We start from the raw sequence: 25711 nt of genomic DNA, 5'->3' as shown, positions 1-25711 counted from the left end.
CTGCATGAGTAGGTCACGTCTCACGGCTGCTCTCTTCTGCGAACTGAGTAGTTTGCCGTTTTCACTGCGATACCACGAACCGTGTCGCTAGAATCACCGAGCGTGACATCGCCACGGGGGCGGGCAGTTGGGTCAAAGAAGGGCTCGCCAATCGCTCTGCGTGGCGGTATGGTCACATCGGGTGATGCCGCATATGGCTCAGAAAAGCCGCACGCTCTGTGCCATAGGGGGACATCCGTGACACGCGCAAAGGCAGTCACAGGATCGCTAAGCCGGTCCACACGGAGGAGAGGCCGCACAAATGTCAGCTCGTACACCCGAGGCCGAGCCACTGCTCACGCCCGCTGAGGTCGCGACCATGTTCAGGGTCGACCCCAAGACCGTTACGCGGTGGGCCAAGGCGGGTAAGTTGACGTCGATTCGCACCCTCGGCGGTCATCGGCGTTACCGGGAGACCGAGGTCCGGGCACTGCTCGCGGGCATTCCGCAGCAGCGCTCGGAGTAGGTGAGGGTCGTCACGGATCCTCAGGGGGGTTGAGGGTGAGCCAGGCCGACGGCCTGGTCCACCGCTGTGACGACACAACGTCGCATGGGAGAGTTGGCGCCGCCCGCCCGGCGCCATCCTTCCGCGACGGATCCGAGCGACCGAGCCGCCTCACGCAGCGAGGCGATGAGTGCGGCTAACTGAATCGTTCCAGCAGCGTGGCCACGTCGCCGTCGTAGGCGGCGGCCACGCGGAGCAGCGCGCCCATGTGATCGACGAGCATCTTTTCCAGCGTCGGTCGCTCTATGTCACGATGCTCCAGCCAGTCGAGCCCGGCCGTCTCCACGGAGGCGATCCACGACCGCAGGGTCGCGCGCAGCACCGGGCTGGCCTCCTCGACGCGCATCTGTTTCAGGATCTGGCGGAAGAGCCGCCGGCGTACGCCGTCGACGATCTCGCCGACCTCGCCCGCCCTGTTGGCGGGCCCCCCGCGCAGCAACGCGGCGAACCCGGCCGCGTGCTCCTCGACGAAGTCGAAGTAGCGCCTGAGCCCTGAGGCCAGCTCTTCGACCGGCCGGCCGCCCTCATGGGGGCGGAGCCGGGACTCCAGTTGCTCCGCCGCGCTCTTCAGCGCGGCCACGTAGAGCTCCTGCTTGCCGCCGAAATAGTGGTAGACGAGGGCCCGCGAAGCGCCCGCCGCCGAGGCCACGTCGTCGATCGAGACGTCTTCCGCGTCACGGGTGCTGAACAGCTCTAGCGCGGCCGCCATCAACTCCTCGCGACGCCGGTCGACGCTGAGCCTGCGCCGCGCCGGCCGTGCCGTGTCGGCTGACTTCCCGGGTGTCACACCTGCACAGTAGCCGACGCCGTGCCGCCCGTTCCCCGGGTCGACTGACGATGATTCCCTGAGTCAAACAGTGAGAAGGCCGTACCCTGCGGCGAACTCGATCGTTTGGTCAGACAGGTGCCCATATCCGCATCGCGGGGGAGACACATGTCAGGACCGCCCGTCAACACTTCCACCATCACCGAGCTCAGAGAGGTAGACACGCTGCCTCGGCCCAGACCGACAATCCGCAACGTCGCCGAACGAGCCGGCGTCTCGAAATCGCTGGTCTCTCTCGTGCTGCGCGGATCCCCGCACGTGAGCGAGCACCGGCGCCAGGCCGTGCTGCAGGCCGCCCGCGAACTCGGCTACCGGCCGAACGCGGTCGCGCGGAGCCTGGTCGAAGGCCGTACGCATCTTGTCGGCGCGCTCGTCGCCGACCTGCACAATCCGTTCTACGCGGAGTTCCTCGACGGTCTGCAGGAGAGCCTGCACGGCGACGGCCTGCGCATGCTCATCGGGAACAGCCAGTGGGACCCGGCGTTCGAGGACGAGGCCGTCGAGGCCTTCCTCGAGCTCAGGGTGGACGGGCTGATCCTCCTGGGCATCGCGCCGACCAGCGAGACGCTGATCGAGGCCACCGCCTACACCCCGACCGTCGTCGTAGGGGAACGTGACATCGAGCTCGACGGAGTCGACATCGTGGTCGACGACGACCAGCTCGGCGCTCGCCTGGCCATCGACCACCTGGTCGAGCTGGGCCACAAGCGCATCGCGCACATCGAGGGCCGGCGCTCGTCGCGCTGCGAGGGTTACCTCGTGGCCATGCGCAGGCACTCGCTGGCGCCGTACATCATGGTCGAGGCCGCGGACTCGACCGAGGAGGGCGGCAGGGAGGCGGCGATGGCGCTGCTCACCCGCGACCCGAGGCCCACGGCGATCTTCGCCGCCAATGACGTGGTCGCGCTCGGCGTGCTCTCGGCCGCGAGCGAACTGGGCCTGCGAGTCCCGCAAGACCTTTCGGTGGTCGGTTACGACAACACGCACCTGTCGGCCTCCCACCACATCTCGCTCACCTCGGTCGACCAGCCCCGCCGCACCATGGGAAGGTCGGCGGCGGCGCTGCTGAGCGACCGGATCGGGGACCCCGCCAAGGTCTCGCGCCTGCGTGAGATCCGCCCCGAGCTGATCGTGCGACGTAGCACGGGTCCGGCCTAAGTCGAATGAGAAATCTGCAAAGCCGACCGCCGCTGTGGCGAGAATCGCGCGCACGACAGTAGGGCGGCGGTCTGCTGGAGCAGGTTTCTTGTTCGCAAACCCTCAAGGCTGGGTCAAGCCGCGCGGAGAAGCGGCCGCGCGGCTGTTTACTCGTCAGGGTCATGCTAATTGTGGCCGGATTCGGTCCGGTCACGGTCTGATCCGGGGGAACAGTCATGCGTGATCCGGAACTAGTGTCTTGCGCCCAGCGCGCGGCGGCCGAGCTCGAGCGCGCCTGGGGCCACTGGCGGGCGGGGAGGGGGCGGGGCGTCGACGGCGCCGCGGAGTCGGTCGCCAGTTACGTCGCCCACTCCCTCGACCACCCGTGGGGCCGGCCCCGCGTCGTCCTCGGGCTCGACGCCGAGGACGCGCGGGAGCTGGCCGCCCTGCTGGAGCGCCAGGAGGTCGGCGAGCGCGTCTGGTGAGGGCCCGAGGCCCCTCCAGGACGTACGATTCCCCTCCACCAGCCGTGGTTGGCATAAGACGGGTTCGAGCTCCGGGTTTGCCGTAAGTTGGAACCCATGCGTGCTCTGCCAGCCTCAGTCCTCGTCGTTTGCGGCCTGATCGCCTCCGCGTGTGGCGGCACCGGCACCGGTGGCGCCGCGGCAGGTCAGGCCGCTCCCGCGACCGCCGCGGAGCAGACCGCCGCGGAGCAGACTCCCGCAAAGCAGTCCCCGCCCGACGCCAAGCCGCTGGAGGGCAAGGTCGTCGTGATCGACCCGGGCCACAACGGCGGCAACTACCGCGACCCCAAGGCCGTCAACCGCATGGTCAACGTGCTGACCAAGTGGAAGCCCTGCGACACGACGGGCACCGCGACCAACAGCGGCTACAGCGAGGCCGCCTTCACCTGGGACGTCTCCAAGCGGCTCGTCAAGATCCTCGAAGCCCGCGGGGCCACGGTCAAGCTGACCAGGGCGGGCAACAACGGCGTGGGTCCGTGCATCACCGAACGCGCCGCGATCGGCAACAGGGCCCACGCCAACGCCGCGATCTCCATCCACGGCGACGGCTCGGCCCCCGCCAACCACGGCTTCCACGTCATCATGCCGAAGAAGATCAAGGGCCCCGTGGACAAGGTCGTGGCCGCGTCGAGCAGGCTCGGCATCGACGTGCGCGACGCGTTCGCCAAGGGCACGGGCCTGCCCTACTCCACCTACGTCGGTCGCGACGCGCTCGACTACCGCAACGACCTCGGCGGCCTCAACCTGTCGACGGTGCCGAAGATCTTCATCGAGTGCGGCAACATGCGCAACGCCGCCGAGGCGGCCAAGTTCCAGGACCCGAGCTTCCGGCAGAAGATCGCGGTGGCGCTGGCGAACGGATTGCAGCACTATCTCAAAGCATGATTCCTCGCCCTGAGCTGCTCAGCGATCTTTCCGGTTCTTTCCAGCTGACCTCGGGCGCGACCGTGTCCGGCGACCTGGTGGACGCCGTACGCCTCGCGCTCCCGCTGCTCGACCTGCGGCCCGGCGACGCGGGTGAGATAGACGTCCGGCGGGATCCGGCGCTCGGCGAGGAGGCGTACCGGCTGACGGCCGGCTCGCGGGGCGTCGAGATCGTGGCCGGCGGGCGGGCGGGGGCGTTCTACGCGGCGCAGTCGCTGCACCAGCTGCTGCCGGCCGCCTCCTACCGGTTCTCCGGCGGGGCCTCCTGGTCCGTTCCAGGGGTGCGGATCGAGGACGCGCCGCGGTTCGCCTGGCGCGGGCTGCACCTGGACGTGGCGCGGCACTTCTTCCCCAAGCGGGAGATCCTGCGCCTGCTCGACCTGATGGCGATGCACAAGCTCAACCGCCTCCACCTGCACCTGGTGGACGATCAGGGATGGCGGGTGGAGAGCAGGGCGTACCCGCTGCTGCACGAGGTCTCCTCGCACCGGCCGCGCACGGCGACCAACTTCTGGCGGGAGCCGGACACGTACGACGACCTGCCGCACGGGGGTTACTACACGCTCGACGACCTGGCCGAGATCGGCGCGTACGCCCGCTCGCGGTGCGTCACGATCGTCCCCGAGATCGACGTGCCCGGTCACGCGTCGGCGATCCTGGCAGCCTACCCGGCGCTCGGGGCCACCGGGGAGCCTTACGACGTGCTCGACCGGTGGGGCATCTCCTCCGCGATCCTGTCGCCGCTGCCGCCGACCGTCGAGTTCCTGACCACGATCTTCGACGAGCTGATCGGGGCGCTGGGCGAGACCCCGTACGTGCACATCGGCGGCGACGAGGTCGTGCTGGACCATTGGGGCGAGTCCCCGGAGATCATCGCCTACCGCGACTCGCTCGGGCTGGCCACCTCCAACGACCTGCAGGCGTGGTTCCTGCGGCGGCTCGCGGACGCGCTGGCCGAGCGGGGCGCGCGGACCGTGGTGTGGGACGAGGCGTTCGTCAGCGGCGGGCTGCGGGAGGACACCGTGGTGATGCCGTGGCGCGGCATGGGGGTGGGCCGCCGGGCCGCGGCGGCCGGGCACGACGTGGTGGCGACCCCGGTGTTCCCGCTGTACTTCGACTGGGCCGAGGCGGCCTCGGCGGACGAGCCCATGGCCATCGGCGACGCCATCACCGTCTCGGACGTGGCCGCCTTCGAGCCCGCGCCGGCCTCCTGGACGGAGGAGGAGCGCGCCCGGGTCCTGGGAGCCCAGGCGCAGCTCTGGACCGAGCGGGTGCCCGACGCCCGCATGGTCGACTACCGCCTGTGGCCGCGGGCGTGCGCGCTGGCGGAGGTCGCGTGGGCCGGTCCCACGGACGGCTTCACGGGACGGCTGGAGGAGCACCTGGGGCGGCTGGACGCGCTCGGGGTCGAGTACCGCCCGCCGGCGGGGCCGCACCCGTGGCAGCGGCGGCGTCCGCACCGGCCGGGCGTGTTGCGCGTCCATGAGGCGATGGACCACATCGAGAGCATGACGCACGACGCGGAGTCGACCCGCCCCAGCGTGTGACTCAGGTGGCCGGGCGGTCGTTGAGGATGCGCTGGAAGAGGCGGCAGTCCTGCCACCTGCCGTCGATCTCGAGGTAGCGGTCGGCGGTGCCGTACGGCTCGAAGCCGGTCTTGACCAGCACGTTCTGCGAGGCCGCGTTGTCGAGCAGGGTGCTGGCCGCGATCCGGTGCAGCCGCAGCTCCTCGTCGGCCATCCGGCACACCTCCCGCACGGTGCCGGTGGCCAGGCCGCGCCCGGTGTAGTCGCCGTCCACCCAGTAGCCGAGGTCGGCGCTCAGCCAGGGGCCGCGGACGATGCCGCTGAGCGTCGCGCGGCCCACGACCTCGTCGCCGTCCGCGAGCACCCACGGCATCGCCCGGCCCTGCGCCTGCTGCTCCAGCACGTCCTTGAGCCGCTTGGCCTGCCCCTCAAGGGTGAAGAACTCGGCGGGCCTGCGAGGCTCCCACCGTTTCAGGTGGTCACGGTTGCGGTCGTAGGCGCGTACCAGGGCCTCGACGTCCTGCTCGGCGGCCGGCCGTAGAACGACGCCGTCCGCCAGGGATACCTCTTCGATCATTCGCTCCACGATAGGGGATTCAGGCCGTACGGCCGATGGCGTCGGTGACGGACTTGAGGCCGTGGCGGCGTACGCGCCTGGAGAGCTGGCGGTGGATGCGCGAGGCCCACAGCGGGCCGCCGTAGATCCAGCCTGTGTAGCCCTGGACCAGGGTGGCCCCGGCGAGCAGGCGCTCCCAGACGTCGTCCACGTCCTCCACCCCGCCGACCGACACCAGCGTGAGCCGGTCGCCGACCCTGGCGCGCAGGCGCCTGAGCACCTCCAGCGAGCGGCCCTTGAGCGGGCGGCCCGACAGCCCGCCCGTCTCGCCGCCGTGCCTGATCGTGGTGTTGGTGGCGATGATCCCGTCCAGGCCCAGCTCCACCGCCAGGTCGGCGACCGCGTCGACGTCCTCGTCCGCGAGGTCGGGCGCGATCTTCACCAGCAGCGGGGTGGGGCGGGGCGTGCCGTCCGCGACCTTCTTGACCGCCGTGAGCAGCGGACGCAGCAGCGAGACCGCCTGAAGGTTGCGCAGCCCCGGGGTGTTGGGCGAGCTGACGTTGACCACGAGGTAGTCGGCCAGCGGCGCGAGCTCCCTGGCGCTGGCCACGTAGTCGGCCACGGCCTCCGACTCGGGCACCACCTTGGTCTTGCCGATGTTCACCCCGACCACGACGGGGACGCCGCGGGCGCGGCGCAGCCTGCGGGCCGCGGCGGTCGCCCCGGCGTTGTTGAAGCCCATCCGGTTGATCACCGCGCGCTCCGGCAGCAGCCGGAAGAGGCGCGGGCGCGGGTTGCCCGGCTGGGCGTGCGCGGTGATCGTGCCGACCTCGACGTGCCCGAAGCCGAGCGCGGCGATGCCCTCGGCGCACGCGGCGTCCTTGTCGAACCCGGCGGCCAGGCCGAGCGGGCCCGGGAAGTGCACGCCGAACGCGGTCACCCGCAGGGCCGGGTCGCGGGGCGCGAGCACGCGGAAGAGCAACCGCTTGACCACGGGCAGCCGCGCGAGGAGCGCGAGGGCGCTCACGGTGAGATGGTGCACGGCCTCGGCGTCGAAACGCCGCAGGACCTGTGTGAACACGAGGCGATACATCACGGGTCAGGCTACCAACCCGGCCTCGTGGGCGATTATCGCGGCCTGCACCCGGTTGCGGACGCCGAGCCGGGTGAGGATGGCGCTCACGTACGCCTTGACCGTGCCCTCGACGATGTGCAGCTCGCGGGCGATCTCGGCGTTGGACATGCCCGCGCCGAGCAGGGCCAGCACCTCTCTCTCGCGGTCGGTGAGCGCGCTGACGCGTTCGCGGGCCAGCGCGCCCTTGCTCATCCTGCCGCCCGCGAGCTGCGCGATCACCCGCTGGGCGACCCTGGGCGACAGGTACGCGGCCCCGTCGGCCACCGCGTGGATCCCGGCGATCAGCTCGCGCGGGTCGCCCGACTTGAGCAGGAACCCGCTCGCCCCGATGTCGAGCGCCTTGGCGATGTAGTCGTCCTCCCCGAATGTGGTCAGCATCACCACGGCCGTGTCCGGCGCGACCCGGCGCATCTCGCTCGCCGCGCCCAGGCCGTCGAGCCTGGGCATGCGGATGTCGAGCAGCGCCACGTCGGGGCGGTGGCTGATGGCCAGGTCGACGGCCTGCCTGCCGTCGCCGGCCTCGGCCACCACCTCCAGCGACGGGTCGGAGGAGAGGATCGCCTTGACCCCGGCCCGGATCATGGCCTCGTCGTCGGCCAGGAGTAGACGGATCACGCCCTCTATATTGCCGATATGGCACAGGTGAAGGTGTACGGGCGCAGGGACGTGTGGGCCGGACGGCAGCGGGAGATCTCGGACCTGGTGCAGTCGTGCCTGGTGAGCGCCTGGGGGCTGCCGCCGGAGAAGCGGTTCCACCGGTTCCTGCTGCTCGACGAGGACGACTTCGTCTGCCCGGGGCGCAGTGACGATTACCTCATCATCGAGGTGATCTGCTTCACAGGGCGCAGCGACGACGCCAAGCGGGCCCTGATCCGGGAAATCTACGAAAAATCCGGCTACGATCCGGAGGACGTCGAGATCACGATCATCGAGATGCCCAAGGCGAACTGGGGGATCCGCGGGGTGCCCGCCGACGAGCTCACCCTCTCGTACAAGGTCGAGGTCTAGCTGACGGTATGGTCCGACTCATGAGCACTCACTATGACGTCGTCGTTCTCGGCGCGGGTCCGGGAGGGTACACGGCCGCCGTCCGCGCCGCCCAGCTCGGGCTGCGCGCCGCGGTCGTCGAGGAGAAGTACTGGGGTGGCGTCTGCCTGAACGTGGGCTGCATCCCGTCCAAGGCGCTGCTGCGCAACGCCGAACTGGCCCACATCTTCAACCACGAGGCCAAGACGTTCGGCATCAGCGGCCAGGTCACCTTCGACTACGGAGCGGCCTTCCAGCGCAGCCGCAAGGTGGCCGACGGGCGGGTCAAGGGCGTTCACTACCTGATGAAGAAGAACGCCATCACGGAGTACGACGGTCGCGGCACGTTCCTGGACGCGAACACGCTCCAGGTGAACGGCGAGACGATCACGTTCTCCAACTGCATCATCGCGGCGGGGGCGACCACCCGCGTGATCCCGGGCACGCGGTTGTCCGAGCGCGTGGTGACGTACGAGGAGCAGATCCTCACCGAGGAGTTGCCGGAGAGCATCATCATCGCGGGCGCCGGCGCCATCGGCGTGGAGTTCGCGTACGTGCTGCACAACTACGGCGTCAAGGTGACGATCGTGGAGTTCCTCGACCGGATGGTGCCGCTGGAGGACGCGGAGGTGTCGGCCGAGCTGGCCAAGCGCTACAAGCGGCTCGGCATCGAGGTGCTGACCTCGACCCGCGTGGACGCCATCGAGGACACCGGCGCCTCCGTCAAGGTCACCGTCACCAGGGGCGACCAGACGCAGGTGCTCGAGGCCGACAAGGTGCTGCAGGCCATCGGGTTCCAGCCGCGCGTCGAGGGCTACGGCCTGGAGAAGACGGGCGTGGCTCTCACCGACCGGGGCGCCATCGCGGTCGACGGGCGGTGCCGTACGAACGTGCCGCACATCTTCGCCATCGGCGACGTCACCGCCAAGCTGATGCTGGCGCACGCCGCGGAGGCCATGGGCATCATCGCCGCCGAGACGATCGGCGAGGCGGAGACCATGGAGCTCGACTACGTGATGATCCCGCGGGCCACGTACTGCCAGCCGCAGGTGGCCAGCTTCGGCTACACCGAGGCGCAGGCGCGCGACCTGGGCTACGACGTGAAGGTGGCCAAGTTCCCGTTCACGGCGAACGGCAAGGCCCACGGCCTGGGCGACGCGAACGGCTTCGTCAAGATCATCAGCGACAACACGCACGGCGAGCTGCTCGGCGCCCACCTGATCGGGCCCGAGGTCACCGAGCTGCTGCCGGAGCTCACCCTGGCCCAGCAGTGGGACCTGACCGTGCACGAGGTCGCCCGCAACGTCCACGCGCACCCGACACTCGGGGAAGCGGTCAAGGAGGCGATCCACGGCCTCGCCGGCCACATGATCAACATGTGATCGCCCGACTCCCGGGGTCCTCACCAACGAGGCGCTATGCGCTGGTTCGGACCCTGCCTCCCAAGGGGGCGAGCCCCCTTTCGATCCCCCAAAGGCGCGGTCCTCGCTGACGCTCGGGCGTGCTGATGGGGGATCGGGGCGAAGCCCCGATCCCGGGTGAGGTGGCCTGCCGGCCCCCTCACGCTCCCCCGGCTGTGGGCCGCGTTCAAAGGGCCACTTCTGGCGCTAGGCGGGCAACGTCCAGGAAGGCCCGTCAGGCTCGCCCAGCCACACCCATTGCGCCTCGGGCGTAACCGTCAGCCCGAAGCCGGATTGGTGGGGCCGACCGGCTTCCTCCCACGTCAGAATGGCGTCTTCGACGGCATCCCACAGCTTGAACATCATCCCCCCGGGCCATCCCGCGAAAGCCGCTGCCCCTATTCCGGGCTCCCTTCCGGAGATGCCGTGATCACCGCTGATGAGCTGCCGGAGAAGCCGGCCGCGCAGGCACGCGCCAAGGCGGATGCGCGTGCGAGCGCGACGTGGGTGGAATTCCTGGGCGAACAGCCTGAGCTCAGGCTTTCCGGGGCAGGCCCGCCGGCTCGGAGTCAGGCCGGGGTGCGGGTTCGGTGCGGAGGGGGGTCTCGCGGATGAGCCAGGAAGCGGCGAAGGAGATCGCCGCGAGGGCGGCGGCGCCGAGGAGGAGGGCGTGCAGGCCGCTGGTGACGGCCTCGCGGACGGCGTCGGCCACGGGGGCGGGCAGGTGCGGCAGCGAGCCGGGCGTCAGCTCGCCGCCCCGCTCCAGCCGGTCGGCCGTGCCGGGGCCGAGGCGGTCGGTCAGGTGGGTGCGCATCCGGGCCGCGTACAGGGTCCCGAGCACGGCGATGCCCAGTGATCCGCCGACGGTGCGCAGGAGGGTGACCGTGCCGCTGGCGGCGCCCATGTCGCGCGGGTCGGCGCTGTTGATCGTGATCAGCGTCGTGCTCTGCATCACCAGGCCGATGCCCGTCCCGATGACGAGGGTGAGCGCCGAGGCGGCGGGTGCGGGGGTGGCGGCGTCGAGCAGGAGCAGGGCCAGGGAGCCGGCGGTCATGAGGGCGCCGCCGAGGATCGGGTAGCGGCGGTAGCGGCCGTCGCGGCTGATGAGCCGGCCGGTGAGCAGTTGCGCGGCGAGCATGCCGAACATCAGCGGCAGCAGCAGCATGCCGGCCGCCGCAGGGGAGGCGCCCTGGACGAACTGCATGTACTGGGGCAGGTAGTTGGTCACGCTGACCATGGCGGCGCCGACGAGGAAGCTGAGGACCTGGGCGAGGGTGAAGTCGCGGTCGGCGAACAGCCGGGGCGGGATGACGGGCTCGGCGGTCCGGCGTTCGACGGCGACGAATCCGGCCAGGGTGGCCACGGCGAGCGCGCCCAGGGCGAGGATCTGGGGTGAGGTCCAGGCGTACGCGGTGCCCGCCCAGCCGGCCAGCAGGGTCAGGGCCACGATGGCGGTGGTGAGCAGGGCCGCGCCGGCGTAGTCGATGCGGGGTCTGACGCGTTCGGCGGGCGGGAGGTGGATCCGGGTGGCGATGATCAGCAGCGCGAGGGCGCCGACGGGCAGGTTGACGTAGAAGGTCCAGCGCCAGCTCAGGTAGTCGGTGAGCAGGCCGCCCAGGAGCGGCCCGCCGACGTACGCGATCGGCATGATGACGCCGATCATCGACTGCAGCCGGCCGCTCTCGCGGGGCGGCACCAGCACGCCGATGATGGACAGCGCCCCGACCATGAGCCCGCCCGCGCCGAGCCCCTGTACGGCGCGGAAGGCGATGAGCTGGCTCATGTCCTGTGACAGGCCGGCCAGCCCTGACCCGGCCAGGAAGAGCACGATCGCGCCGATGAAGGTCGCCTTGCGGCCGAACAGGTCGCCCACCTTGCCCCAGATCGGGGTGGTGGCCGCCGTGGCGAGCAGGTACGCGGTGACCACCCAGGGCAGGCGGTCCAGGCCGCCGAGGTCGCCCGCGATCGTGGGCAGCGCGGTGCCCACGATCAGGCCGTCCAGCATGGCCAGGAACATGCCGAGCAGCAGGCCGAACACGCCGACGTAAAGAGATCGGGTCATGACGCGTCACGCCGCGTACGGCCGGACGGACTTGGCCTCGCGCAGGGCCTGCGCCCACCAGGCGAGCCGGTCCAGCATCACCTTGGCGGCGGGCTCGACGGCCGGGTCGACCGCCTTGCCCGCGCCGTCGAACTGCTCCCAGACGCGCTGGAAGCCGATGCTGTCACGGATGGTGACCGCATGCAGCTCGGCCAGGACCAGGCGCAGCTGCTCGACCGCGCGGGTCCCGGCGGAGAAGCCGCCGTAGGAGACGAAGGCAACCGGCTTGGCGTGCCACTCCGGGCCGTGCCAGTCGATGGCGTTCTTCAACGCGGCGGGGAAGCTGCGGTTGTACTCGGGCGTGACGATCACGAAGGCGTCGGCCGCCGCCATCCGCGGTGACACCGCGGCCAGCAGGTCTCTGGCCTGCTGGGAGGCAGGAGGCTGGCCGAGGACCGGGAAGACGGTCGGCAGCGGAGTCTCGACCAGGTCGATGAGGTCGGCCTCCATGTCGCCGCGCTGGGCGAGCTGGTCGACGATCCAGGTGCTCACGACCGTGCCGAGGCGGCCGTCTCGGGTGCTGCCGAGGATGACGGCGATCTTGAGCGGGTTGTCGTTCATGGGGACTCCCGTAGTGTACGGCGTATTGATTGAGATACAACGTACACATGAGAGTGTACGTTGTCTACTTCGGATACGCTGTATCACGAACGGAAGGGGAGCCGCATGGCCGTCGAGAAAGAGAAACCGCGCGAACCGCTCTGGGCGCGCCTGGAACGTCCGGCTCCGGCCCCCCGGCAGACCCTCACGCCGGGGCGCATCGCCACGGCGGCGGTCGGGATCGCCGACGCCGAGGGCCTGGACGCCGTCACCATGCGCCGCCTGGCCACCGAGCTGGGCGTGGCGCCCATGGCGCCCTACCGGTACGTGTCAGGCAAGGACGAGCTGCTGGAGCTGATGGTCGACCACGTCTACGAGGACCTGCGGCTGCCCGAGGGCCTCGGCTGGCGCGAGACCATGCGGGCGCTGGGCCACGGCACCCGCGAGATGACGCTGCGGCACCCGTGGCTGGCCCAGCTGTCCCCGCAGGCCATGCTCGCGCTCACCCCGCGCCGCATGGCCGTCACCGAACGCTCCCTGTCGGCCCTGGCCGGGTCGGGCCTCGACTCCGACGCGATGATGAGCGTGTTCCGCGCCGTGGACGCGTACGCGACCGGCGCCATGGCATACGAGATCGCCGTGCGGAGCTTCATGGCCCAGCAGGGCCATGCCGACGGCGGCGAGCTGCGCAGCGAGCTCGCGCCGCAGATGAGCTGGCACATCCAGACCGGGCGCTACCCCGCCTTCGAGAGCTACCTGAAGACGGCCGCCCGCAAGGACGACGAGCTCTGGCGGTTCGAGACCGGCCTGGACTACGTCCTCGACGGCATCGCCGCCAGGCTGGGCGTCTGAGCCGCCAGGCTGGGCGTCTGAGTCTGAGCCGCCAGGCTGGGCGTCCAAAGGTCTACCGGTAGCGGGCGCGGCCCTCGCCCGGCACCACTTCCCCGAGCACCCAGGCGTCCAGCCCGCGTGCCCCCAGCACCCTGACGGCCTCGTCCGCCGCTTCGGCGGCCACGATGGCCGCCATGCCGACCCCGAGGTTGAACGTGCGGTCCATGTCCTTCTGGGCGATCTGCCCGTGCCCGGCGAGCACCCCGAACACGGCGGGCGGCGTCCAGGAGGACCGGTCGAGCACGGCGTCCAGGTGGTCCGGCAGCGAGCGCGACAGGTTGCCCTCGATGCCGCCGCCGGTGATGTGGGCATAGGCGTGCACGTCGACGGCCCGGGCCAGCTCCAGGCAGTCCAGGGAGTAGATCCGGGTCGGCTCCAGCAGCTCCTCGCCCAGCGGGCGCCCCAGCTCGGGCAGGACGGCGTCGAGCGACAGGGAGGCCTCGCGGAGCACGTGGCGCACCAGGGAGTAGCCGTTGGAGTGGATCCCGGAGGAGGCCAGCCCCAGCACCACGTCACCCGCCACGACCCGGGAGGACCCCAGCATGGCGGCAGCCTCCACGACGCCCGTCCCGGCGCCCGCCAGGTCGTACTCGTCCGGCCCCATGGCCCCGGGGTGCTCGGCCGTCTCCCCGCCCACCAGCGCGGCACCGGCCAGGCGGCAGCCTTCGGCCACGCCGCCGACGATCTCGGCGACGCGCTCGGGCACCACCTTCCCGCAGGCGATGTAGTCGGTCATGAACAGCGGCTCGGCCCCGCACACCACCAGGTCGTCGAGGACCATGCCGACCAGGTCGATGCCGATGGTGTCGTGCTTGCCGTAGCGCTGGGCGATCATGACCTTGGTGCCCACGCCGTCGGTGGAGGTGGCGAGCAGCGGCCGCTCGTAGCGCAGGAGCGCCGAGGCGTCGAACAGCCCGGCGAACCCGCTGGCGTCGTCGACCACCTCGGGCCGCCGCGAGCGCGCCACCTTGCTCTTCATCAGGTCGACGGCGCGCTCGCCCGCCGCGATGTCGACGCCCGCGGCCTCGTAACTACTCACGCGGCCTCCTTCGTCGGCAGCGTGAGTACAGTACTGCCGTGTTCATTGGTTCGCTCGCTACGCTCGCTCACGCTTTGCTCTCCAACACGAACTTGCCCACGTTGTCCTGGTCGATGGGGATCGGGTAGGAGCCGTCGAAGCAGGCCCGGCACAGGCGCTCCGCCGGAATGGTGGTGGCCTTGGTCAGGCCCTCCAGGGAGATGTAGCCGAGCGTGTCGGCGCCGAGCGAGGCGCGGATCTCCTCGACCGACAGCGATCCCGCGATCAGCTCGGCCCTGGTGGCGAAGTCGATGCCGTAGAAGCACGGCCAGGCCACGGGCGGCGAGGAGATGCGTACGTGCACCTCCTTGGCCCCGGCCTCGCGCAGCATCCGGACGATGGCCCGCTGGGTGTTGCCGCGCACGATCGAGTCGTCCACGACCACCAGCCGCTTGCCCTCGACCACCTCGCGCAGCGGGTTGAGCTTCAGCCGGATGCCGAGCTGGCGGATGGTCTGCGAGGGCTGGATGAACGTGCGGCCCACGTAGGAGTTCTTGACCAGCCCCTGCCCGTAGGGGATCCCGCTCTCCTGGGCGTAGCCGACGGCCGCCGGGGTGCCGGACTCGGGCGTGGGGATGACCAGGTCGGCCTCGACAGGGTGCTCGCGGGCCAGCACGCGGCCCACCTCGACCCTGGTGACCTGGACGCCGCGCCCGGCGATGGTGGTGTCGGGGCGGGCGAGGTAGACGTACTCGAAGAGGCAGCCCTTGGGCTCGGCCAGGGCGAAGCGGCGCGACTTGACGCCGCGCTCGTCGATGGTCAGCATCTCGCCCGGCTCGATCTCGCGGACGAACGTGGCGCCCACGATGTCGAGGGCGGCCGTCTCGGAGGCCACCACCCAGCCGCGCTCCAGCCGGCCCAGGACCAGCGGGCGGATGCCCTGCGGGTCGCGGGCCGCGTAGAGCGTCTTCTCGTCCATGAACACCAGCGAGTAGGCGCCCTTGACCTGCGGCAGCAGCTCCGCCGCCGAGTCCTCGATGGAACGCGTGCGGTCCTGCGCGAGCAGCGTGGTCAGGACCTCGGTGTCGGTCGTCGCGCGGGTGGAGCCCGGGGCCAGGCGCTGGGCCAGCTCCGGGGTGTTGATCAGGTTGCCGTTGTGGGCGAGCGCGAGGCCGCCGACGTCGGTGGAGCTCAGCGTGGGCTGCGCGTTCTCCCACACGCTCGATCCGGTGGTGGAGTAGCGGCAGTGTCCGATGGCCAGGTGGCCGCGCAGGGTGCTGAGCACCGACTCGTCGAAGACCTGGGCGACGAGGCCCATGTCCTTGTAGACGAGAATGCGGCTGCCCTCGCTGACCGCGATGCCCGCGGACTCCTGGCCGCGGTGCTGCAACGCGTACAGCCCGTAGTAGGTGAGTTTGGAAACTTCCTCGCCCGGAGCCCAGACGCCGAAGACGCCACACGCGTCTTTAGGAGCGCGGTCATCGAGGTCCAGGTCATGGCCGAGCCGGCCGTCGCCCTTCAGCACATGCCTCAGTTTAGGTTGGCCGCATCTGTGCTCGCACACTTGGGGGCGATATCAGAGCCCTCCTCGATGGCGTCCGGCCCGTTCGGGCAGCGTGAGCCTGGGGAAGTGCCTGCGGTTTTGGCACACGATGACCCAAGTATCGAGGGCCTTTTACCGTGTCGCGTGGTTTAGCCGACCCTCTCCGCGAAAGGGTGAAGTATCCGGCAGTAGAACCCGTCGGGGAGACGCATGACCACACCTGGGGACCCGAACGAGCCCCGCCCGGGGCAGGACCCGAGCGAAGGCCGTCGGGAAGAGGAAGAGCCCGGCCGGCACACGCCCGAGTGGTGGCGCGACGGCGAGTCGGAGGAGGAACGGCGGGAGCCCGCTCAGGAGGGCGAGGAGCCGATCGCCCCCGCGCCGCCCGTCGTGCCCCGGCCCGACGTGCCGCCCACGCACGAGCCCAGGCCGGGCGGCGAGCCGACCCATCCCGACCTGCCCACCTCTCCGGAGACCCCGCCGCCCACGGAGGGCGACGCCGGGAGGCCCCAGGCCCCGCCGCCCACGGGAGGCGATGCCGAGGAGACCCAGGTCATACCGCCCACCCGGGGTGACACCGGGGAGACCCAGGTCATGCCGCCCGCCAGGGGAGATGCCGAGGAGACCCAGGCGTATCCGATCCCCGGGGCCACTCCGCCGTACCCGGGCTGGGGAGGCGCTCAGGGTGAGCCGCCGGCCAGGCCGGCGCCCTCCCGGTACGAGCAGGGCGACCGGCCGCCCTACCTGGCGCCGGACGAGGGAGCGCCGGACGACGGCGGCACCTACCGAGGCACCTCGCCGCAGGAGCCGGCCGTCCCCGGCACGACGCCCTCCAGCCCGTACGGCGGCCCGCCCGGCTACGGCCCGCCCCCTTACGGCGCCCCCTACCAGCGGGCCCAGCCGGGCAGCGGCCTGGCCACGGCGTCGCTGGTGCTCGGCGTGGCCAGCCCCTTTCTCGTCTTCGTCTGCTTCACCGGCCTGATCACCGCCATCCTGTCGATCGTCTTCGGCTGCGTGGCGCTCGCCAAGCGCGTCGGCAAGGGCCGCGCCGTCGCCGGCATCGTGATCAGCGGGCTCTCGCTGGTCCTCTTCGCGATCGTGGCCATCTGGTTCTGGAGGGTGGTGCAGGAGTGCGCCCCCCTGCCCAGCCCGCTCGCGGACAAGTGCTTCCAGGACAAGTTCCCCTGGATGGGCGGCCGCAGGTAGGAAGCTAGAGCGGCAGGTGCTCTGACAGGTCCGCCCGCGACCCGCTGGCGGACACCAGGTTCTTCGCCATCGCCTCCGCCCAGGTGAGGCGGCCCAGGGCCAGCTCCATCCAGGTGCGCCCGTCCATCTCGACCACGTTCGGCGGCGTGCCCCTGGTGTGCCGGGGCCCCTCGACGGCCTGGACGGCGGCGTACGGCGGCACGCGTACCTCCACGGTCCTGCCGGGCGCGGCGGTCGCCAGCCGGTCGAGCAGATAGCGCACCGCCTGCCTGGCCGCGGCCCGCTCGGGCTCGACCCCCCGGTCGTAGGCGGCCAGCACCACGGCCACGAGCGCGTCGGGCAGCGATGACGCGGGACCGTCGTACGGAGGCTCGTCGAGGGCGACGAGCTGGCCGTCGAGCGCCGATCTCAGCTTTTCCTGATCCAGTTTGCGTGGTGGCACCCCACCATTGTCTCCCTGGAAGCGTTCATCAAGACGGAGGTCATCGTTCACCTCCGGTTTTGACAGCGGCCGTAGCGTCCCCGCCGTACAACCGCGCACTTTTATGGAGGATCTGTGGCGAACTCGAATGCGGGCGGGCGGCTGCTACCGCTGCTCACCACCCCGCACAAGGGCGGTCGCTCCGCGATGACGTGTCAGTTCCGCTGCGGGAACGCGTGCGCGCATGACGTGGCGAACACCAGTGACAACACCTATTTCGGTGACGTGGTGAAGGAGGCGCTGTCGCGCCGCGGCGTGCTGCGCGCCGGTGCGCTCGGCGCCCTGGTGGCGGGCGCGGGCATCGCGGGGGCAGTGCCGGCCCTGGCCGACGACCCCGAGACGCAAGCCGCTGAGCTCGCCCGTGGCGGGACCTCCGGCGACCTCCGGTTCACCCCGGTCGCGCCGAACAAGGACGACAAGTTGACCATCCCCGACGGCTACCGCTCCTCCGTGGTCGTGCGCTGGGGTGACCCCGTCGTGTCCGGAGCGCCGGCCTTCGACTTCGACAACCAGACCGCGGACGCGCAGGCCAAGCAGTTCGGCTACAACTGCGACTACGTGATGCTTCTCCCGATGGGCCGCGACCGTGGCCTGCTGTGGGTGAACCACGAGTACACCAACGAGGCCCTGATGTTCCGCGGTTACACGGGCGGCGCCGCCGCGACCGAGGAGCAGATCAAGATCGCGCTGGCCGCGCACGGTGGCTCGGTCGTGGAGGTCGAGCGGGCCGGCGCCGGCGAGTGGAAGCTGGTCACCAGGGGCCGCCGCCGCTACAACCGCCGCATCACCGCCCAGACCCCCATGAAGTTCTCCGGCCCCGCGGCCGGGAGCGACCTGCTCAAGACGGCCGCCGACCCCCAGGGACGCAACCCCGTCGGCATGCTGAACAACTGCTCGGGCGGCACCACCCCCTGGGGCACCGTGCTGACCGCCGAGGAGAACTTCGACCAGTACTTCGTCAACGGCGACAAGGTGCCCGCCGAGCAGAAGCCGTACATCACCCGTTACACCATCACCACCGGCACCCCGTCGAGCAGCCGCAGGTTCGACCGGGTGGAGGAGCGCTTCGACCTGGCCAAGCACCCGCAGGAGGCCAACAGGTTCGGCTGGGTCGTGGAGATCGACCCGTTCGACCCCGACTCCACGCCGATCAAGCGCACCGCGCTCGGCCGCTTCAAGCACGAGGCCGCCAACACCACGCTGGCCCGCGACGGCCGCCTGGTCGTCTACATGGGTGACGACTCGCGCTTCGAGTACATCTACAAGTTCGTCTCCAAGAACCGCTACATCCCCGGCTTCGACCGGCACAACCGGACGCTGCTGGACGAGGGCACCCTGTACGTGGCCAAGTTCACCGGCAACAGCCCCGCCTCCGAGATCGACGGGAGCGGCAAGCTGCCCTCCGACGGCGGGTTCGACGGCTCGGGTGAGTGGATCCCGCTGGTCTCGGGCAACAAGTCGTACGTGGACGGCATGACCGCCGCCGAGGTCCTGGTCTACACCCGCCTGGCCGCCGACAAGGTGGGCGCGACCAAGATGGACCGCCCCGAGGACATGGAGCGCAACCCGGTCACCGGCGGCGTGTACGTGGCGCTGACCAACAACACCAACCGCACCGCGGCCCAGGTGGACGAGGCCAACCCGCGCCCGTCGAACAAGCACGGCCACGTCCTGGAGATCGTCGAGAAGCGCGACGACGCGGGCGAGAAGGCGTTCGCGTGGTCGCTCCCGCTGGTCTGCGGCGACCCGAACGACCCCGCCACGTACTTCGCCGGCTACGACAAGACCAAGGTCTCGCCGATCTCGTGCCCGGACAACGTGGCGTTCGACCGTGACGGCAACCTGTGGATCGCCACGGACGGCAACCAGCTCGGCAGCAACGACGGCATGTTCGTGATGCCCGTACGCGGCAAGGACCGCGGCCACCTGCGCCAGTTCCTCACCGTCCCGTTCGGCGCCGAGACCTGCGGCCCGCTGGTGACCGCGGACCAGCGCAGCGTCTTCGTCGCGGTGCAGCACCCCGGCGAGACCGACGGCGCGACCCCCGACAGCCCCAGCAGCCACTGGCCCGACGGCGACCAGCCGCGTCCGTCGGTCGCGGTGATCTGGCACGGCCAGGGCAAGAAGATCGGCGCTTGACCTCAACTTAACTTGAGGCAATAGCGTTCCATGCCATGAGCATGGAGATGACCGCCTGGCACCAGCTGTACTCGATGAACAACGAGAAGGAGCGTCGCCCTGTCTCCAGGGCGACGCTCCGCCGTATCGGCGGGTTCGCGCGCCCGCACCGGCGCAAGCTGGCGCTGTTCCTGGTGCTCAGCGTGGCGATGGCGGGCCTGGCGGTGGGGTCCCCGCTGCTCGCGGGCCGGGTGGTGGACGCCATCTTCAACGGCGAGCCGCTGGACGTGGTCGTCGGGGTGGCGCTCGCGATAGCGGGGCTGGCCCTGGCGGAGGCGGGGCTCGGGCTGCTCAACCGGTGGTTGTCGGCGAGCCTGGGCGAGGACCTGATCCTCGATCTGCGTACGGCCGTCTTCGACCACGTGCAGAAGATGCCCGTCGCGTTCTTCATGAGGACGCGCACCGGCGCGCTGGTCAGCCGCCTGAACAACGACGTGATCGGGGCGCAGCGGGCGTTCACCGACACCTTGTCCGGCGTGGCGGGCAACCTCGTGACGCTCGCGCTGACGCTGATCGCCATGATCGGCATCTCCTGGCAGATCACGTTGCTCGCGCTCCTGCTGCTGCCGGTCTTCGTGCTGCCCGCCCGGCGGATGGGCACCCGGATCGCCAGGCTGCGGCGCGAGGCGGCCGACCACAACGCGGCCATGGGCACGCAGATGACCGAGCGCTTCTCGGCGCCCGGGGCGACGCTGGTCAAGCTGTTCGGCCGGCCCGCGCACGAGTCGGCCGAGTTCGCCGGCCGGGCCAGGCGGGTGCGTGACATCGGCGTGCGCTCCGCCATGACCCAGTCGGTCTTCGTCACCGCGCTGACGCTGGTCTCGGCGCTGGCCCTGGCGCTCGTGTACGGGCTCGGCGGCTTCTACGCCCTGCGCGACCAGCTCGCACCCGGCGCGCTCGTGTCGATGGCCATGCTGCTCACCCGCCTGTACGCGCCCCTGACCGCGCTCGCCAGCGCCCGCGTGGACGTCATGAGCGCGGTCGTCAGCTTCGAGCGCGTCTTCGAGGTGCTCGACCTCGAACCGCTCATCAAGGAGAAGCCCGGCGCCCGCGAGGTCCCGCAGGGCCCGGTCGCCGTCGAGTTCGACGACGTCCGCTTCGCCTACCCCTCGGCCGACAAGGTCTCGCTCGCCTCGCTGGAGGAGGTCGCCACGCTCGACTCCCGCGGCGGCGTCGAGGTGCTGCACGGCGTCTCGTTCCGGGCCGAGCCCGGCCAGATGGTGGCGCTGGTCGGCTCGTCCGGGGCGGGCAAGTCCACGATCGCGCAGCTCCTGCCCAGGCTGTACGACGTCGACTCCGGCGCCGTACGGCTCGGCGGCGTGGACGTGCGCGACCTGACCGCCGACTCGCTCCGCGACACGCTCGGCATGGTCACCCAGGACGGCCACCTGTTCCACGACACGATCAGGGCGAACCTGCTGCTGGCCAGGCCCGAGGCGAGCGAGGACGAGATCTGGGACGCCCTCGCCAGGGCCAGGCTGGCCACCCTGATCGAGTCGCTGTCCGACGGGCTCGACACGGTCGTGGGGGAGCGCGGCTACCGCCTGTCGGGCGGCGAGCGCCAGCGGCTGACGATCGCCAGGCTGCTGCTGGCCAGGCCCAGGGTCGTGATCCTGGACGAGGCCACGGCGGCGCTCGACTCCACCTCCGAGGCGGCCGTCCAGGCGGCGCTCGGGGAGGCGCTCGAAGGCCGGACCGCCGTGGTGATCGCCCACCGGCTCTCCACGATCCGCGCCGCCGACCTCATCCTGGTGATCGAGGACGGGCGCGTGGTCGAGCGCGGCACGCACGCCGACCTGCTCGCCGCCGGCGGGCGCTACGAGGAGCTCTACCGCACTCAGTTCGACGAGCCCACGGTCGCGGCCGCCTGAGGCTCCTCGTGGGGCTCCTCACGCCGGGTAACACGCAGGGAATAGAGGGCGACCGGGACCGCCGCCAGCACCACGACGGCCGCGATGACCAGCGTGAACTGGTAGGCGTCCAGGAAGGCGAGCAGCGGCGCCCGGTCGCTGCCGCTCTGCCTGGCGCTCAGGATCGCCCCCAGCACGGTGATGCCGAGCAGCCCGAACACCTCGCGTGAGACGTTCAGGACGCCCGAGGCCACGCCCGACCGGCCCTGGGGCATCCCGCCGAGGATCGCGGCCGTCAGGGGCACGAGCATGCCGCCGCCCAGCCCGTACAGCAGGAACCAGGGGGCCACGCCGGCGTAGTCGGCGTCGGCGCCCACGCCGGAGAGCAGGTAGATCGCCGTGCCCATGAGCGCCATGCCGAGCGCCACCGTGGGGCCGATGCCGATGCGCGCGCTGATCCGCTGCGACAGGATCGCGATCACGGCCATGACCAGGGCCATCGGCACGAACGCCGCGCCCGCCTGGGTGGGGGAGAAGCCGAGCACGTTCTGCAGCCAGAGGGCGCTGAAGAAGTAGATCCCGAACACGCCGAACGACCAGATGCCGCTGGTGAGCAGCCCGCCGCTGAACACCCTGGACCCGAACAGCGAGATCGCGATCATCGGCTCGGCCGCCCGCGCCTCGACCAGCACGAACGCCACCGCCGCCGCCGCGAAGACGCCGAACGCGGCCAGGATCGACGGCGAGGTCCATCCGGCGCTCTCACCCTCGATGAGCGCATATGTCAGGGCGAACAGGGCGAGGGCGGAGGTGGCCAGCCCGGGCAGGTCGATCCGGTGCCGCACGCGGGTGAAGGCGGGCCTGACCGCCCACAGCCCCAGCCCGAACGTCACCACGCCGATCGGCACGTTGATCAGGTAGATCCAGCCCCAGTGCAGGTTCTGGCTGATGAAGCCGCCCGTGATCGGCCCGAGCGCCATGGAGAGCGCCCCCGCGGCGCTCCAGATGCCCACGGCCCTGCCGCGCTCGCCGGGGTCGGGGAAGATCTGGCCGATCAGCGTCAGCGCGGTGGGCGTGAGCAGCGCCGCCCCCACGCCCTGGACGGCCCGCGCGGCGATCAGCGCCGCGCCGGACGTGGCCAGCCCCGCCGCCATCGAGGCCAGCGTGAAGACGGCCAGCCCGCCGAGGAACACCCTGCGGGCCCCGAACACGTCCGCCAGCCGGCCGCCGACCAGCATCAGCCCGGCGAAGACCAGGATGTACGAACTCACGATCCATTCGAGGCCCGAGATCGTCAGCCCCAGCTCCCGCTGGATGGTCGGCAACGCAACGTTACCGACGTTGTTGTCCAAGTAAGTCATGAAGGTGCCCAAGGTCACCGCGACCAACGCCCACCACCGCACGTCATTCCTCCTATACGCCGTACTTGTACGTCGTATAGTTGAACTTGTACAGCGTATAGTTGTCAACCGTGATGGGAAAACTGACCGCGCAGGCGATCGCGGAGCGAGCCCTGGAGATCGGTGACGCCGAAGGGCTCGACACCGTGACGATCCGGCGCCTGGCCACCGACCTGGGCGTGACCCCGATGGCCCTCTACTGGCACTACAAGAACAAAGAGCAGCTGCTCGTCGGCATGGCCGACCACCTGATCGGCGGCTTCGCGCCCAAGCAGGCCGACGAGCGCCCGTGGCGGGAGCAGTTCCGTGACCTGATCGAGGGGCTGATCAGGACGCTGCGCACGCATCCCTGTGCCAAGAGCGTGCTCGAGCAGATCGACCCCATCGAGGTGCCGAACTTCCTGGCCGTCTGGGACCAGTCGCTCGGCCTGGCCCGCAGCGCCGGGTTCGGCATCGACGAGAGCTGTCTGATCAGCAAATATCTGCTGCAGAGCGCCATCGCCATCGCCGACGCCCCCGTGCACGTCAAGACCGTCGACCCGGACGCGGTCAGGGCCAAGCTGGCGGGCCTGCGGTCGCTGCCGGAGGAGACGTACCCGTACCTGGTCGAGATGGCCTCACCGCTGGTCAAGGGGACGGAGCAGGGGCTGTACGACACGTTCGGCGTCGACCTCGTGCTCAGCGGCATAGAGGCGCTCGCGCCCGAAGGCTAGAGTCCCGATCATGTCCTTCGAGCTGATCTGCGAGATCGAACCTCCCACCAAGCCCGATCTGAAGCACGTCAGACACCAGATCGGCACGATGAGCAAGATCGCCCACTCGTTCCTCATCCCCGACAACCACATCGGGCGCGCGACGGTGTCGAGCGTGGCGGTGGCGCACGAGGTCGAGGCCATGGGCGGGCGCGGCATCGCCTGCCTCAACTCGCGCGACCGCAACCTGCTGGGCTTCCGCCGCGACCTGCTCACGGCGGCGGCGTACGGGGTGGACCAGTTCCTGTTCGTGTACGGCGACAAGCCGACGAGCGGCAACCGGACCAGCGACCTCACCGTGCGCTCGATGATCGAGGAGGCCCGGGAGTTCTCGCCCGGCATGCGGCTGGGCGCGGCGGCCTCGATGCGCTCGCTGCCCGCCTGGAAGCGCGCGGCCGACTTCCTGTTCCTCCAGGTCGGCTTCTCGCTGGAGGCGCAGCTGCGCTGGCGCGAGACCCACCCGGTGGACGTGCCGGTCTACGCGGGTGTCATGGTGCTGGCCAGCGAGCGTCACGCCAGGATGCTGGCCGCCGCCATCCCCGACATCGACCTGCCGGAGGACCTGATCGCGAAGGTGGCCGCGGACCGCATGGCCGGCGTGGAGGCGGCCTGCGAGCAGGTGCTCGCCCTGCGCGACTCGGGCGCCTTCGACGGCGTCCACCTCATCCCGGTCTCCCGCTACCGCGACGTGGAGTCCAGGCTCGCCACCGCCCTCTGAGGGCGCGCCAGAGCCGCGAACAGCGCGCCTGCCAGGGCCACGGCGAACAGCACGGCGTACGCGCGCTGGAAGCCGTCCATGAGCTGTCCCACCGCCACCGGTGACAGCCTGGACAGCGTGCCCGCGTAGACCTGGGCCCGCAGCCCGGGCCCCACGGCGGCGGTCAGGACGCTGAGCGACAGGCCGACGCTGATCACGATGCCGACATTCATGATCATGACGCGGAACCCGTTGACCACGCCCAGGCTGCCGGTCGGCAGCGCCCGCATGACCTGGGTGGTGTTGCCGGTCAGGAACGTTCCGCTGCCGCAGCCGGCCACGAACAGGCCGATCCCGATCACCCAGTACGGGGTGGCGGGATCGGCGGTCAGCATCAGCGTCCCGAGCCCGAGGGCGCTGAGCACCGCCCCGCCGATGGACAGCGCGTACGGCGACACCCTCCGTCCCAGCAGGCCCACGATCGGCGAGGCCAGCCCGATCCCGACGGGCACCGGCAGCACGCTGAGCCCCGCCGCGAACGCGTCCACGCCCCTGGCCGCCTGGAAGTACAGCGCCACCACGAGGATCAGCGCCGAGCGGGCCAGGGCGTTGCAGAACGAGGCCAGGTTCGCGTAGGTCAGCAGCCGCCCGCCGAACAGCCGCAGGTCCAGCACCGGGTTCGAGGAGCGCCGCTCGGCCAGGACGATCAGCGGCAGCAGCACCAGGAAGACCGCCACCCCCGTCAGCACCACCGGGCTGGACAACCCGCCCGAGCCCGCCTCCGACAGCGCCAGCAGCACCGCCGTCAGCGCCGCGAACAGCAGCACGTTGCCCAGCGCGTCCAAGGGCTCCCTCGGCTGCCTGGGCATCCTGCGCAGGAGCACCGCCCCCACGGTCAGCGCGGCCAGCCCGGCGGGCACGTTCACCCAGAAGATCCACTGCCAGCCCGCGGTCTCCGCGATCAGCCCGCCCAGCGTGGGCCCGGCCAGCTGCGCCACCGACAACGTGCCGATGTAGACGCCCATGCCCTGGCTCAGCCGGTCGGGCGGGAACGCGTCCGTGATGATCACCGTGCCGTTCGCCAGGATCATCGCCGCGCCGATCGCCTGCAGCACGCGCATCGCGATCAGGAACCACACGTCCGGCGACAGCCCGGCCAGCAGCGAGGCCACCGTGAAGATCGCGAACCCCGTCAGGTAGACCTCCCGCCTGCCCAGCAGGTCGGCCACCCGGCCGAAGAACACCAGGCTCGCGGTGTTGACCAGCAGGAACGACAGGAGGATCCAGCCCGACTCCAGGGCGTCGGCGTGGAAGTGCCGCACGACCGTGGGGAGGGCGACGTTGAGCGTGCTGCCGGCGATGCCGATGAGCACCAACCCCAGGCTGGTGACCGCGCAGACCCGCCAGGCGTAACGTAAGCGGCTGGCGTCGTGAGGAATGACCGCGACCATGCCCT

The 25711-nt window shown here is 70.7% G+C and carries 25 protein-coding genes; 13 read left to right on the top strand and 12 right to left on the bottom strand.

Annotation, left to right across the window (positions count from 1 at the left end; translation table 11 throughout):
- Positions 1 to 301 precede the first annotated feature (301 nt).
- Positions 302 to 505, top strand: coding sequence for a developmental transcriptional regulator BldC (bldC, locus tag ACIBQ1_RS55825; RefSeq protein ID WP_013133571.1), 204 nt, complete (start codon positions 302 to 304; stop codon positions 503 to 505).
- A gap of 175 nt (positions 506 to 680) precedes the next feature.
- On the opposite strand, the gene ACIBQ1_RS55820 is transcribed toward bldC, so the two are convergent.
- Entirely contained in the window at positions 681 to 1331 is a 651-nt protein-coding gene (locus tag ACIBQ1_RS55820) for a TetR/AcrR family transcriptional regulator (RefSeq protein ID WP_397291123.1), read from the bottom strand.
- 147 nt (positions 1332 to 1478) lie between these two features.
- On the opposite strand from ACIBQ1_RS55820, the gene ACIBQ1_RS55815 reads away from it, so the two are divergent.
- The 4 genes from ACIBQ1_RS55815 to ACIBQ1_RS55800 all read left to right on the top strand — a co-directional run bounded on the left by ACIBQ1_RS55815 (position 1479) and on the right by ACIBQ1_RS55800 (position 5502).
- Positions 1479 to 2528 carry a LacI family DNA-binding transcriptional regulator gene (locus ACIBQ1_RS55815; protein ID WP_355388792.1) on the top strand — a complete coding sequence of 350 codons (1050 nt, stop codon included), beginning with the start codon at positions 1479 to 1481 and terminating at the stop codon, positions 2526 to 2528.
- Between the two features lie 215 nt (positions 2529 to 2743).
- Positions 2744 to 2992: a hypothetical protein gene (locus ACIBQ1_RS55810; protein ID WP_397291121.1), complete on the top strand. Its 249-nt coding sequence runs from the start codon at positions 2744 to 2746 to the stop codon at positions 2990 to 2992.
- Positions 2993 to 3088: 96 nt separating this feature from the next.
- Positions 3089 to 3916 (top strand): N-acetylmuramoyl-L-alanine amidase, encoded by an 828-nt coding sequence (locus tag ACIBQ1_RS55805; protein ID WP_397291119.1) that lies wholly within the window; start codon positions 3089 to 3091, stop codon positions 3914 to 3916.
- A complete protein-coding gene (locus tag ACIBQ1_RS55800) occupies positions 3913 to 5502 on the top strand; it encodes a beta-N-acetylhexosaminidase (RefSeq protein ID WP_397291118.1) in 1590 nt (529 codons plus the stop codon). Before ACIBQ1_RS55805 ends, ACIBQ1_RS55800 begins: the two co-directional genes overlap by 4 nt.
- 1 nt (position 5503) lies before the next feature.
- On the opposite strand, the gene ACIBQ1_RS55795 is transcribed toward ACIBQ1_RS55800, so the two are convergent.
- The 3 genes from ACIBQ1_RS55795 to ACIBQ1_RS55785 are packed head-to-tail and all read right to left on the bottom strand — an operon-like array spanning position 5504 to position 7787.
- Positions 5504 to 6058 (bottom strand): GNAT family N-acetyltransferase, encoded by a 555-nt coding sequence (locus ACIBQ1_RS55795; protein WP_397291116.1) that lies wholly within the window; start codon positions 6056 to 6058, stop codon positions 5504 to 5506.
- A 19-nt stretch (positions 6059 to 6077) separates the two neighbouring features.
- Positions 6078 to 7130: a quinone-dependent dihydroorotate dehydrogenase gene (locus tag ACIBQ1_RS55790; RefSeq protein ID WP_397291114.1), complete on the bottom strand. Its 1053-nt coding sequence runs from the start codon at positions 7128 to 7130 to the stop codon at positions 6078 to 6080.
- A 6-nt stretch (positions 7131 to 7136) separates the two neighbouring features.
- Positions 7137 to 7787, bottom strand: a complete 651-nt coding sequence (locus tag ACIBQ1_RS55785) for a response regulator (protein ID WP_397291113.1) — start codon at positions 7785 to 7787, stop codon at positions 7137 to 7139.
- A gap of 18 nt (positions 7788 to 7805) precedes the next feature.
- Between ACIBQ1_RS55785 and ACIBQ1_RS55780 the strand changes: the two genes are divergently transcribed.
- Positions 7806 to 8180: a tautomerase family protein gene (locus ACIBQ1_RS55780; protein WP_397291111.1), complete on the top strand. Its 375-nt coding sequence runs from the start codon at positions 7806 to 7808 to the stop codon at positions 8178 to 8180.
- A 20-nt stretch (positions 8181 to 8200) separates the two neighbouring features.
- The gene (lpdA, locus tag ACIBQ1_RS55775; RefSeq protein ID WP_397291109.1) at positions 8201 to 9580 is read left to right on the top strand and encodes a dihydrolipoyl dehydrogenase; all 1380 of its coding nucleotides are present in this window, start codon (positions 8201 to 8203) and stop codon (positions 9578 to 9580) included.
- A gap of 225 nt (positions 9581 to 9805) precedes the next feature.
- Here lpdA and ACIBQ1_RS55770 read toward each other — a convergent pair whose 3' ends face one another.
- The 3 genes from ACIBQ1_RS55770 to ACIBQ1_RS55760 all read right to left on the bottom strand — a co-directional run bounded on the left by ACIBQ1_RS55770 (position 9806) and on the right by ACIBQ1_RS55760 (position 12260).
- Positions 9806 to 9964, bottom strand: a complete 159-nt coding sequence (locus tag ACIBQ1_RS55770) for a hypothetical protein (protein WP_397291107.1) — start codon at positions 9962 to 9964, stop codon at positions 9806 to 9808.
- Positions 9965 to 10133: 169 nt separating this feature from the next.
- Positions 10134 to 11660, bottom strand: coding sequence for an MDR family MFS transporter (locus ACIBQ1_RS55765; RefSeq protein ID WP_397291106.1), 1527 nt, complete (start codon positions 11658 to 11660; stop codon positions 10134 to 10136).
- Positions 11661 to 11666: 6 nt separating this feature from the next.
- Entirely contained in the window at positions 11667 to 12260 is a 594-nt protein-coding gene (locus ACIBQ1_RS55760; protein ID WP_397291104.1) for an NADPH-dependent FMN reductase, read from the bottom strand.
- A gap of 105 nt (positions 12261 to 12365) precedes the next feature.
- On the opposite strand from ACIBQ1_RS55760, the gene ACIBQ1_RS55755 reads away from it, so the two are divergent.
- A complete protein-coding gene (locus ACIBQ1_RS55755) occupies positions 12366 to 13091 on the top strand; it encodes a TetR/AcrR family transcriptional regulator C-terminal domain-containing protein (RefSeq protein ID WP_397291102.1) in 726 nt (241 codons plus the stop codon).
- 52 nt (positions 13092 to 13143) lie between these two features.
- Here the strand turns inward: ACIBQ1_RS55755 and purM are convergent, their stop codons facing one another.
- Both purM and purF read right to left on the bottom strand, forming a co-directional pair.
- Positions 13144 to 14169, bottom strand: a complete 1026-nt coding sequence (gene purM / locus ACIBQ1_RS55750; RefSeq protein ID WP_397291100.1) for a phosphoribosylformylglycinamidine cyclo-ligase — start codon at positions 14167 to 14169, stop codon at positions 13144 to 13146.
- A gap of 67 nt (positions 14170 to 14236) precedes the next feature.
- Complete coding sequence (purF, locus tag ACIBQ1_RS55745) at positions 14237 to 15673, bottom strand: amidophosphoribosyltransferase (RefSeq protein WP_397291099.1); 1437 nt, start codon at positions 15671 to 15673, stop codon at positions 14237 to 14239.
- A 228-nt stretch (positions 15674 to 15901) separates the two neighbouring features.
- On the opposite strand from purF, the gene ACIBQ1_RS55740 reads away from it, so the two are divergent.
- Positions 15902 to 16897, top strand: coding sequence for a hypothetical protein (locus ACIBQ1_RS55740; protein ID WP_397291097.1), 996 nt, complete (start codon positions 15902 to 15904; stop codon positions 16895 to 16897).
- A 4-nt stretch (positions 16898 to 16901) separates the two neighbouring features.
- Here the strand turns inward: ACIBQ1_RS55740 and ACIBQ1_RS55735 are convergent, their stop codons facing one another.
- Positions 16902 to 17339 (bottom strand): sterol carrier family protein, encoded by a 438-nt coding sequence (locus ACIBQ1_RS55735; protein ID WP_397291096.1) that lies wholly within the window; start codon positions 17337 to 17339, stop codon positions 16902 to 16904.
- A gap of 114 nt (positions 17340 to 17453) precedes the next feature.
- Between ACIBQ1_RS55735 and ACIBQ1_RS55730 the strand changes: the two genes are divergently transcribed.
- Both ACIBQ1_RS55730 and ACIBQ1_RS55725 read left to right on the top strand, forming a co-directional pair.
- Complete coding sequence (locus ACIBQ1_RS55730) at positions 17454 to 19517, top strand: PhoX family protein (protein WP_397291094.1); 2064 nt, start codon at positions 17454 to 17456, stop codon at positions 19515 to 19517.
- A gap of 35 nt (positions 19518 to 19552) precedes the next feature.
- Positions 19553 to 21427, top strand: coding sequence for an ABC transporter ATP-binding protein (locus tag ACIBQ1_RS55725; protein WP_397291092.1), 1875 nt, complete (start codon positions 19553 to 19555; stop codon positions 21425 to 21427).
- Here the strand turns inward: ACIBQ1_RS55725 and ACIBQ1_RS55720 are convergent.
- Positions 21394 to 22785, bottom strand: a complete 1392-nt coding sequence (locus ACIBQ1_RS55720) for a DHA2 family efflux MFS transporter permease subunit (protein ID WP_397291185.1) — start codon at positions 22783 to 22785, stop codon at positions 21394 to 21396. The genes ACIBQ1_RS55725 and ACIBQ1_RS55720 overlap by 34 nt on opposite strands.
- Positions 22786 to 22880: 95 nt before the next feature.
- Here ACIBQ1_RS55720 and ACIBQ1_RS55715 point away from each other — a divergent pair, with 95 nt between their 5' ends.
- Together ACIBQ1_RS55715 and ACIBQ1_RS55710 are read left to right on the top strand one after the other, a co-directional pair.
- On the top strand, positions 22881 to 23519 hold the full coding sequence (locus ACIBQ1_RS55715; RefSeq protein WP_397291184.1) for a TetR/AcrR family transcriptional regulator: 639 nt from the start codon (positions 22881 to 22883) through the stop codon (positions 23517 to 23519).
- 10 nt (positions 23520 to 23529) lie between these two features.
- On the top strand, positions 23530 to 24276 hold the full coding sequence (locus ACIBQ1_RS55710; protein WP_397291090.1) for a methylenetetrahydrofolate reductase: 747 nt from the start codon (positions 23530 to 23532) through the stop codon (positions 24274 to 24276).
- Here the strand turns inward: ACIBQ1_RS55710 and ACIBQ1_RS55705 are convergent.
- Entirely contained in the window at positions 24237 to 25706 is a 1470-nt protein-coding gene (locus ACIBQ1_RS55705) for an MFS transporter (protein WP_397291089.1), read from the bottom strand. The genes ACIBQ1_RS55710 and ACIBQ1_RS55705 overlap by 40 nt on opposite strands.
- Between the last annotated feature and the right edge of the window lie 5 nt (positions 25707 to 25711).

The sequence above is a fragment of the Nonomuraea sp. NPDC050153 genome (genome assembly GCF_044460125.1).
GTDB lineage: Bacteria > Actinomycetota > Actinomycetes > Streptosporangiales > Streptosporangiaceae > Nonomuraea.
Note: the sequence above shows the minus strand (reverse complement) of the source record. Positions and strands in the feature narration are given on the sequence as shown.

Excerpts from the sequence above, each read along its gene's own strand:
- ACIBQ1_RS55765 (WP_397291106.1), bottom strand. The coding sequence starts at position 11,660 with ATGACCCGATCTCTTTACGTCGGCGTGTTCGGCCTGCTGCTCGGCATG.
- ACIBQ1_RS55755 (WP_397291102.1), top strand. The coding sequence starts at position 12,366 with ATGGCCGTCGAGAAAGAGAAACCGCGCGAACCGCTCTGGGCGCGCCTG.
- ACIBQ1_RS55805 (WP_397291119.1), top strand. The coding sequence starts at position 3,089 with ATGCGTGCTCTGCCAGCCTCAGTCCTCGTCGTTTGCGGCCTGATCGCC.
- ACIBQ1_RS55705 (WP_397291089.1), bottom strand. The coding sequence starts at position 25,706 with ATGGTCGCGGTCATTCCTCACGACGCCAGCCGCTTACGTTACGCCTGG.
- bldC (WP_013133571.1), top strand. The coding sequence starts at position 302 with ATGTCAGCTCGTACACCCGAGGCCGAGCCACTGCTCACGCCCGCTGAG.
- ACIBQ1_RS55795 (WP_397291116.1), bottom strand. The coding sequence starts at position 6,058 with ATGATCGAAGAGGTATCCCTGGCGGACGGCGTCGTTCTACGGCCGGCC.
- ACIBQ1_RS55715 (WP_397291184.1), top strand. The coding sequence starts at position 22,881 with ATGGGAAAACTGACCGCGCAGGCGATCGCGGAGCGAGCCCTGGAGATC.
- ACIBQ1_RS55760 (WP_397291104.1), bottom strand. The coding sequence starts at position 12,260 with ATGAACGACAACCCGCTCAAGATCGCCGTCATCCTCGGCAGCACCCGA.
- ACIBQ1_RS55710 (WP_397291090.1), top strand. The coding sequence starts at position 23,530 with ATGTCCTTCGAGCTGATCTGCGAGATCGAACCTCCCACCAAGCCCGAT.
- ACIBQ1_RS55810 (WP_397291121.1), top strand. The coding sequence starts at position 2,744 with ATGCGTGATCCGGAACTAGTGTCTTGCGCCCAGCGCGCGGCGGCCGAG.
- ACIBQ1_RS55740 (WP_397291097.1), top strand. The coding sequence starts at position 15,902 with ATGACCACACCTGGGGACCCGAACGAGCCCCGCCCGGGGCAGGACCCG.
- lpdA (WP_397291109.1), top strand. The coding sequence starts at position 8,201 with ATGAGCACTCACTATGACGTCGTCGTTCTCGGCGCGGGTCCGGGAGGG.
- ACIBQ1_RS55725 (WP_397291092.1), top strand. The coding sequence starts at position 19,553 with ATGAGCATGGAGATGACCGCCTGGCACCAGCTGTACTCGATGAACAAC.
- ACIBQ1_RS55790 (WP_397291114.1), bottom strand. The coding sequence starts at position 7,130 with ATGTATCGCCTCGTGTTCACACAGGTCCTGCGGCGTTTCGACGCCGAG.
- ACIBQ1_RS55770 (WP_397291107.1), bottom strand. The coding sequence starts at position 9,964 with ATGATGTTCAAGCTGTGGGATGCCGTCGAAGACGCCATTCTGACGTGG.
- ACIBQ1_RS55800 (WP_397291118.1), top strand. The coding sequence starts at position 3,913 with ATGATTCCTCGCCCTGAGCTGCTCAGCGATCTTTCCGGTTCTTTCCAG.
- ACIBQ1_RS55780 (WP_397291111.1), top strand. The coding sequence starts at position 7,806 with ATGGCACAGGTGAAGGTGTACGGGCGCAGGGACGTGTGGGCCGGACGG.
- ACIBQ1_RS55815 (WP_355388792.1), top strand. The coding sequence starts at position 1,479 with ATGTCAGGACCGCCCGTCAACACTTCCACCATCACCGAGCTCAGAGAG.